This window comes from Streptomyces sp. NPDC016459 (genome assembly GCF_040632845.1).
Taxonomy (GTDB): domain Bacteria; phylum Actinomycetota; class Actinomycetes; order Streptomycetales; family Streptomycetaceae; genus Streptomyces.
The window spans coordinates 89318-96694 of sequence record NZ_JBEYCR010000017.1 but is presented as its reverse complement, the minus strand read 5'-3'; the positions used below and the strand labels follow the sequence as shown (position 1 = coordinate 96694).

Annotated in this window: 7 protein-coding genes; 3 read left to right on the top strand and 4 right to left on the bottom strand. The window is 65.4% G+C overall.

What is annotated here, in order from left to right:
- The first annotated feature begins 106 nt into the window (after window positions 1-106).
- The 3 genes from ABZ567_RS28565 to ABZ567_RS28555 all read left to right on the top strand — a co-directional run bounded on the left by ABZ567_RS28565 (window position 107) and on the right by ABZ567_RS28555 (window position 1996).
- The gene (locus tag ABZ567_RS28565; RefSeq protein ID WP_360795058.1) at window positions 107-613 is read left to right on the top strand and encodes a hypothetical protein; all 507 of its coding nucleotides are present in this window, start codon (window positions 107-109) and stop codon (window positions 611-613) included.
- Between the two features lie 571 nt (window positions 614-1184).
- Window positions 1185-1361, top strand: a complete 177-nt coding sequence (locus ABZ567_RS28560; RefSeq protein WP_360795055.1) for a hypothetical protein — start codon at window positions 1185-1187, stop codon at window positions 1359-1361.
- Window positions 1358-1996 carry a hypothetical protein gene (locus tag ABZ567_RS28555; protein ID WP_360795052.1) on the top strand — a complete coding sequence of 213 codons (639 nt, stop codon included), beginning with the start codon at window positions 1358-1360 and terminating at the stop codon, window positions 1994-1996. The genes ABZ567_RS28560 and ABZ567_RS28555 overlap by 4 nt, the downstream gene beginning before the upstream one ends.
- 34 nt (window positions 1997-2030) lie before the next feature.
- Here the strand turns inward: ABZ567_RS28555 and ABZ567_RS28550 are convergent, their stop codons facing one another.
- The 4 genes from ABZ567_RS28550 to ABZ567_RS28535 form a co-directional block, all read right to left on the bottom strand.
- Window positions 2031-4280, bottom strand: a complete 2250-nt coding sequence (locus ABZ567_RS28550) for a hypothetical protein (RefSeq protein WP_360795049.1) — start codon at window positions 4278-4280, stop codon at window positions 2031-2033.
- Window positions 4281-4549: 269 nt separating this feature from the next.
- Complete coding sequence (locus ABZ567_RS28545) at window positions 4550-4963, bottom strand: hypothetical protein (protein WP_360795046.1); 414 nt, start codon at window positions 4961-4963, stop codon at window positions 4550-4552.
- A 61-nt stretch (window positions 4964-5024) separates the two neighbouring features.
- Complete coding sequence (locus ABZ567_RS28540; protein ID WP_360795043.1) at window positions 5025-5765, bottom strand: hypothetical protein; 741 nt, start codon at window positions 5763-5765, stop codon at window positions 5025-5027.
- Window positions 5766-6402: 637 nt separating this feature from the next.
- A complete protein-coding gene (locus ABZ567_RS28535) occupies window positions 6403-7206 on the bottom strand; it encodes a hypothetical protein (RefSeq protein ID WP_360795040.1) in 804 nt (267 codons plus the stop codon).
- Window positions 7207-7377: the final 171 nt, after the last annotated feature.

Genomic DNA, 7377 nt, shown 5'->3' with positions numbered 1-7377 from the left:
CAGCGGCTCGATCCGGTCCCACATCGCATCGGTGATTACTAAGCGGACAGCCACATCCGATCAACTGACCAACTGATCAAAGGGACACGCTCTAGTCGAGCACTTCTTGAAGTTCCTCTACCTGCGTTTCGATGCCACGCCCAACCTCTACGGCGACAGCACCGCCTACCTCGGACCGCCCCCATCAGGCCACCCCACGCGATTCTGGCCCGAGAAAGCACTGCAAGACGACTACCACCGCGACCTCGTCGCCGCCTTCCCCCACGGCACCATCCATCGCGAACAGCCCGACCGCGGCGGCGGACGCAGCGACCTGGAGTACGAACCTCGGCCCGGCATGCGCTTCCCCATCGAAGTCAAACGCCGCACCACCCCCTTCACACACAGCGACGTGCAGACCGCCTATCTCGCTCAAACCGCCACCTACACCGCAACCAGCGTGCCCTTCGCCCTGCTGCTCGTCGGCGACCACAGCAGACACAGCGGCGGCTCCTCCCACGTCAAAGACCGCGTATGGACGACCCTGCATGCCCGCAGCCCCACCGAGCTCCCACGCCTCATCATCATCGGAGTGCTGCCCATCGGCCGCGCCACGCCCTCCCACACCAGGTAATCCCTGCCGGGGGGAGACGTCATAGGCCCTGACAGAATCTGTCGACCGTCACCTGTCATCCGGGCTCCGACCAGCGTAGACGCTCACCGGCGGCGCGAGCGGTGGTGATCCGCCCCTGTGAGGTTGAGGACACCGATCAGTTGACCGCTGGTAGTTCATCGGCGTGCTCGACGTCTTCACCGAGACCGGCGCATCACGTGCGCCGAGGCGAGAAGGCACACCGACAGCGAGATCACCCCCGAGCTGGGCAGCACCGAAAAGGCCTTCTCGCCACCTGGACGCGGCGGACCGTCAACCGGAGGCCCAGGCCTCACGCGGGGAATGCCCAGGCACCGGCGCCAGCCGAGGAAGGGCGGCGGGCTCATACGCCGCCCCGCTGGACCCCCAACGAGCCCCGCAGCCTGTACGGCAGCTCCCGGACGTCCGGGCAGGTGCAACGTTGGAGGGTCATCTTTGCAGGTCAGAGGTTGTCCGCTTTTCCGTCTCGTGTTCTGCGGACCGAGGAACGCTGGATTGCCGGGATCGTTGCCCCGAGAGTGGAGCGGTGCGACCTACTAACTACCGCGTACTGGTGGCTGTCCTTGTCGGGCTGCTCGCAGCTGCCGCAGCCGTGATCCTTGCCCAGGCCGACTCCGAACCGGCCACGAAGGCCATACGGGACGCCGCCGTGGCGTTCGGCGGGACGACAACCCTCGGTCTGTTGCTGATCGGTGCGCTCCGCAGCACCCATGGAGAGGGAGCCGAGTGAACCGTTACTGGGCGGAGGGTCTGATCGTCGAGCCTTCCAGTCTTCATGACGGAGACGAGGCCTGGTTCAAGGACCGTCCGGCCCAGGTGGCCGGCCATCTCTTCCCACCCCGCTTCCGTATCTGGCTGAGCTGCAACGCCACCGGCGTGGACATGTGCATCGCGCTCGAGGTCGACCGTGGAGGGTTCGTCGAGCAGGTGAACGCCACCACCATCGGCGGCGTGCCTTCGGACCAGGAGAAGGACCGGATCCGCGCTGCCGCCCGGAAGCTCGCTCTGCCACTGGCCCTGTCCGTGATTCCCTACGGCCCCTTCAAAGCCACCGAAGAGGGCTGGGAATGGCTCGCTGACGGATGGGGACCACGTATCAGGCGACTCTGCGATGTCATGCCTGATCCGCAGATCGCCCTCGTGAAAGAGCTCCGGCGCCGTACGGGGCCACGATGGTGGGGCACCTACCTGCCGCGTATCGAGAAGACCGCGCAGATCATCTGGGACGCACCAGCCGATCTCTCCACGCGTCAGGTGATCGACACCCTCGTCTGCCCCGGCATGCATGTGGGACGGACCACGGCGTACGAGGACCTGGCCGCTGCACGTGAACTGGGCCTGCTACCCGAGCGCCGCGTGCCATAACAGGCAGCTCTGCCGTGCGCCGCGCGTAAGAGCGCTATGGCAGGCCAGAGTTTGTTCTTCGTGGTCCGTGTGCGGTGAGATGCAGGCGGTGCAGGTCTTCGTGGAGCCAGGTGTAGGCATAGCCGATCGCGGGAGCGTCGTCGAAGACTTCGGGTTCGCTGACGACCGGTGTGCTCGGGCGTGCCCACGGGGACCTCGTCGGCTCGTTTCCGGGTGGGAGAGGCGGGACCGGAACGTAGAGGTCATCCTCTGACGGCACGAGACGGACGCTGGCCGAGCTGCCTGTCGAGGGGCGGAGGGAGAGCCGCATGAGGGGCGGTTCATAGGAGTCATTGTCCTGGGGCGGGGCTACGTACAGGTCGGCGACCAATGCGGCGGGGCAGGCGCTTGCCAGGCCGAGAACCTGCCTGAGATGAGGGAACCAGGTGTCGACAAGCGCGGTGTAGATCTCCACGGCGGCGGTGAGGACCCGTTCGGTGCGCAGCCTGAGCTGTGAGGGACTGTAGATGTCCCCGTGCATGGGGGAGGTATGTTCCTGGTCGGGCACAGCGTAGGGGTGGTGGATCATGCCACTGGAGTCAGCCCATCGACCACTGCCGAGTTGCTCGTCTATCCGAAGCAGCTCCGCCTGCCGACCGCTGAACCGGTGACCGTAGCTCGATCGGACAGGCAGGCTTTCCTTGGAGTAGAGCTTCTGGCGCAAGATCTTGTGCGCTTCGTCTGCCCGCAGCGGTGTGAAGTTTTGAGGAGCGCGCCCCAGTAGGTCTGCGCTCGCCAGCCATAGCCGCTCTTTGGTGTAGGCGTCGCAGTCGGTCAGGTCGAAGTCTCTGTGCTCACAAAGCGCGTGCAGGTGTGAGGTGAAGATACCCAGGGTCGTGTGCCAGGGCCAGGCGGCGTAGTCCGCGGCGACCGGCCCGGCTGATACCGCCAGGGGACGTACTCCGCGTGGCTCCGCCCAGCGATGGAGAACGGGGACAGCGAGCCCCGGAGTGTGGCCGGCTTCGCGGCGCAGGATGTGCAGCCCCAGTCTGTTGCCCTCCAGGCGGGCATCGACGGTGACGGGACCAGACCATCTTGTGTAGAGGGAGATCAGGTCACTTGCCGGGCTGAGACCTTGCTGCCAGGCCTCGAGTGTCGTCTGCAGGCGCTGGCTGACCAGACTGGCAGGCATATCCGGCCACGGACCTTCCCCCTCAGGCACAGTGCGAGGGATGGCCTCGTGGACGGCCCAAGCCGCGATGCCCGGCTGGGTGCGCAGCAGAGGTTCAAGCACCGTTCGTGCTCCCTCCCAGCCTGCCGAGGCGACCGCCATGGCCAGCCCGTAGCGCCAGCGGTCCAGCAGCTCCACGTTCTGCGTCACCTCGGCCGGTACTTCGCCGGTCAGCAGAGCCTGGCCAGCGAAGTACTGCTCAAGCACGGGTAGAGCGAACGCCAGATGCCGCTCGCCGACACGTACCACCAGCCGGGTATCCAGCAGCGCGTGCACGTCGCCAGGACTGCCCACGTCAGCGGCTGCTGCCAGACCACCAGTGCTCACACATTCCGTGGCCAGCCGCTGCAGCAACCGCTCAGCGCGTTCCTCTTTGACCTCCTCCGCATCGCGCAGTGCCGGGGTCACCAGCGCCTGCAGGTAGGACACCGGGCTGTGCGGCAGAGGACTTTGATCGCGCTGTAGCCCGGCTGCGATAATGGCGAACAGCGGCCGGCGCAGCACATGGCGCACCATGCCCGGCTGACCGCCCACAGCAGATCCTTTCCCGCCGAGCCGGTCGATCAACGCCGCTGCCTCATCCTCCTCCAGCTCCGGCATGGTTCGGCGAACCGACTCGTCCATCCCCAGACCGGCACGGGCCGTGAACAGGATGCGCCAGCACTGCCCTGCCGGAGTCGCGACCCAGCTGAGACCTTGATCCAGCAATTCCTTGCCACGGATCGGGCCGGGCTCATCCAGTCCGTCCACCACCAGAGCGACACCACGGGTTGCCGGATCACCGAAGGGACGTGCCGACCGGATCGCCGCGTCGACCACATCACCCTGAATGTGCTTGGCATGGAGGTAAACAGGAATAGGGGCCCGCCCATCGCCGCGGACCGCAGCGATGTCCTGCTGGTGCTGCCGCTCCGCCGCCAGCGACTTACCCACCCCGAAGCCACCCTCCAGGACCACTACACGCTCTTCGGACGAGGGCGCCATCGCAGAAGGAAGAGATCTCACATATGGGGTATCGGCGAACGTGCAGGCCATATCTAGAGGAACGCCGGCCGCATGCCAGCGCTGCACCATACGGGCCCGACCTGCGGCAGCCAGGTCATCTAGTGTTCTTGGCCCCCCGTACGCCGGATCCATGAACAGGTTGTTGCCGTGCCCATTCACGACAACGTAGGCATCTCCGCCCACTGCGACAGCTCCGTCACCCGACGCCGACACCGCACGTGGTTCAGCCGAACCTTGCCGGGAGGCACGGGGCTGCCTGTTCTCCCGTCCGTTGCCGAAGAGGCTCAGCCAGGACTTCACGCGCTGACACCGCCCCCCACGCTCACCCGGCCGGCCTCTCATCTGTTGTTGTCGCCTGTCACGGCTTCGCCGATCGAATCGCCCGCCGCGACCGCCTTCGATCCTGACGCCTCCACCGCTCCACCCGGCGCTGAACCACCCGCCGTAACGGCCGGGGCTGGCCCGGACATCTGATTGCCGTCGCCCGTTACGGCCCTGCCGATGTTGTGACCGGCCGCGACCGCCCCCGGGCCCGAGGCCGTCGTGTGATTCGGCTGCTGACCGGGCTGAAGCAACAGAGCCCGTACGGCCAGGACGACCATGATGACTGCGGCGGTATCAGCGACGAAACCCGCTACCGTTCCCGCGGTTCCGAGATCCTTCAGCCACAGCAGCAGTGTCAAACCCACAACGACCAGACCAGCAGCCGTCGCCACCGCCCACAACACACCCCTGCGCCAACCCGTCAGCATTACCACTCCTGCTCATCTCTGCTTCCAAACAACCTAGTTGCGAATCCTGGATCCGACCGCATCATGTGTCGGCAGGAGGCTCGCGACGTTCCACGCCCAGCGCGCCGCGGAACCAGAAGTCCAGACTGGCAGCACCAGGCACCGTGTGTGTGAACGAAAGCCAGAGCTGGGCCCCGCTGCAGTGCAAGCTGTAGACCTCGGCATCGAAGGCGTCACGCGCGACCAATGCCACCACACCGACCGCGTCCCCGGCACCTGCGTCGTTCATCGCCGTGGTCCTGGAGTGCGACTGCAGAGCATCGACAAGTGACGGACTGGAGATGCTGGAGCCGTCGAACTCCCCGAACCCGGCATGCAGCATCAGTCGTACCTGCGGCAGTAGGTAGCCCTCCTTGCGTGAGGCTCGCTGCCAGTCTGTCGCCATCAGCTGATCCAGCTCGCGCAGCAGGAGCGCGCCGAGCACGCGTACATCCTCGGCACCCGTGAACAACAGCAGTGTGTCGCCGTTGTCGAGCTCCTGGCCGTAGGCGGCCACCCCGTCGGTACCTACCTGGCGCAGGGCGTGTTCGACATAAGCGCGCACCAGGCGTGGGCCAGGATGCAATGAGATGCCCTGCCCCACCCAGTTCACGATGCCTGCAAGTACGGGAACGAATACCTTCTCCCTGTTCGTGGCCGGAGGTTGATTCACCGCCGCCACCCCGGCCAACCCAGTTACCGAGTCTTTGGTGTTGCCGAAGATCATGTAACAGTTGATGACGTTCACGTCGCCAGCTATGACGACGTTCTCGTCGCCGGTCACAGCTGTGGTGATACTGCCGGCGGCCGCGACGGACCTTTCACCGGCGGCCGTTGTCGACGAGCGTTCCTGCGGGCCGATAGACGTCTCCGACACGGGACCTCTGTTTCCGCTTCCATCCCCATGCACAGCGACCGGGACGAAGCCTCATCGGGTCAAGACGTGATTAGCCTAGGGCCAGCCTCGGACATACCCCGGGGCGTCGTAGGGGTACCGCCGAAGGACGATCCAGAATGTGAGGCCGCTCCTGGTGTATGCCGGCCGCACCCCGTAAGGTGTCCTGCTCGCAGCCGTCGACCGGGACGCCAACCCGGCAGGTGCGGACCGTGCCCGAAGTGATCCGCAGCCGGCGGGACACCTCCGTGATCGAGTGGCCCTCGGCGCATTTCAGCACGATCCACCACCGCCGAGCCAAGGCCCGGGCCGTCGTCCGGCGATGCAACCAGTCCTCCCGCACCGCCCGCTGGACATTAGTGACCGACAACGGCGGAATCCCCGGGACCGGACGACCCGTACTCACCAACGATGAATCTCCGACTCAGATCACTAGCTCGGCACCGTAGCTCGGAACTTACCCGGGCTTCCGACGGACACATGTCGTCAATCGGCTCAGATGCCGTTCTGCGGCTACGGTCGCATGTCAGTTGCGCTGCTCGCTGCGGTACTCGCGCTCGGTATCCCAGACGACGACTTGGACTTCTGGGGGTTCGGCGGTGGTCAGAGCCCAGTGGGCATCACGCCCGCGGACCGGACGAAGCACCCGCGCGATGACGCTCACCTTGGTGCGGTCGATGACACCATGGGCAGCGTGGTCGAAGGCCTCGATTGTCACGCTCGCCTCTGGTGGAGCTCCTAGATCATGGTTGACGGTCCACTCGGAAACTTTCATGGGAGCGGCCCACTGAATGAGGGCTGACTGTCCGGGACGCAGGATGTGCATCCGGTACAAGTAGTCCTCTCCAAAGCTGGAGCCTGCAGCACTTCGCGGAGGGACAGACAGCCGCTCAGCAGGCAACAGGTGTGTTTCACCTTCGATGAACTCGCCGTCTCCCATGATCCGGACACGCGCTGTCGAGGCACCCTCGTTCGTAAGAACACTACGGACGACGAACCACATCAGGTGTCCCGCACTCTCGGGGAAGATCAACTCTTCCAGCCCCAGCTGCTCGGCGCCATGCACGATGCCCGAGGAAAACAGACGATCTCCCCTGGACGCGTGCCGGCTGATGAGCGGAGGCCACTGGGGCTTCTCAGGCAGCACCGTGATCCTTGGCGCGAAAGTATCAGCGCGCGTCCGAGCCGTTTCAGTGACGGCAGCCCGAGCAGCATCTGCAGCTTCGACAGCAGCAGCACTCGCCCTTTGACTGCTCCGGTTCTGCTCCCGTAGCAAGCGTAACTGGCGCAGTCCGAAAGCGACCATGACCAGGGCAGCGATGCCTGCCATCAGTGACGCGTAGGCAGCTGTGTCTTCAGAACTCACATTGAAACGATGGCACACCTAGGCGCTATGAGGCCGTAGAGGGTTGATGCCGACCTGTCCCGCTGCGTGCCAGGGATCGGTACCTCCTGCACCCCGTTGAAGACTCAGCCGCAACGGCTTCGCTTCGGCTTGGCA

Bases quoted from the DNA above. Each gene is read 5' to 3' on its own strand.
- ABZ567_RS28550 (WP_360795049.1), bottom strand. From the start codon at position 4,280: ATGGTGCAGCGCTGGCATGCGGCCGGCGTTCCTCTAGATATGGCCTGC.
- ABZ567_RS28545 (WP_360795046.1), bottom strand. From the start codon at position 4,963: ATGCTGACGGGTTGGCGCAGGGGTGTGTTGTGGGCGGTGGCGACGGCT.
- ABZ567_RS28535 (WP_360795040.1), bottom strand. From the start codon at position 7,206: ATGGCAGGCATCGCTGCCCTGGTCATGGTCGCTTTCGGACTGCGCCAG.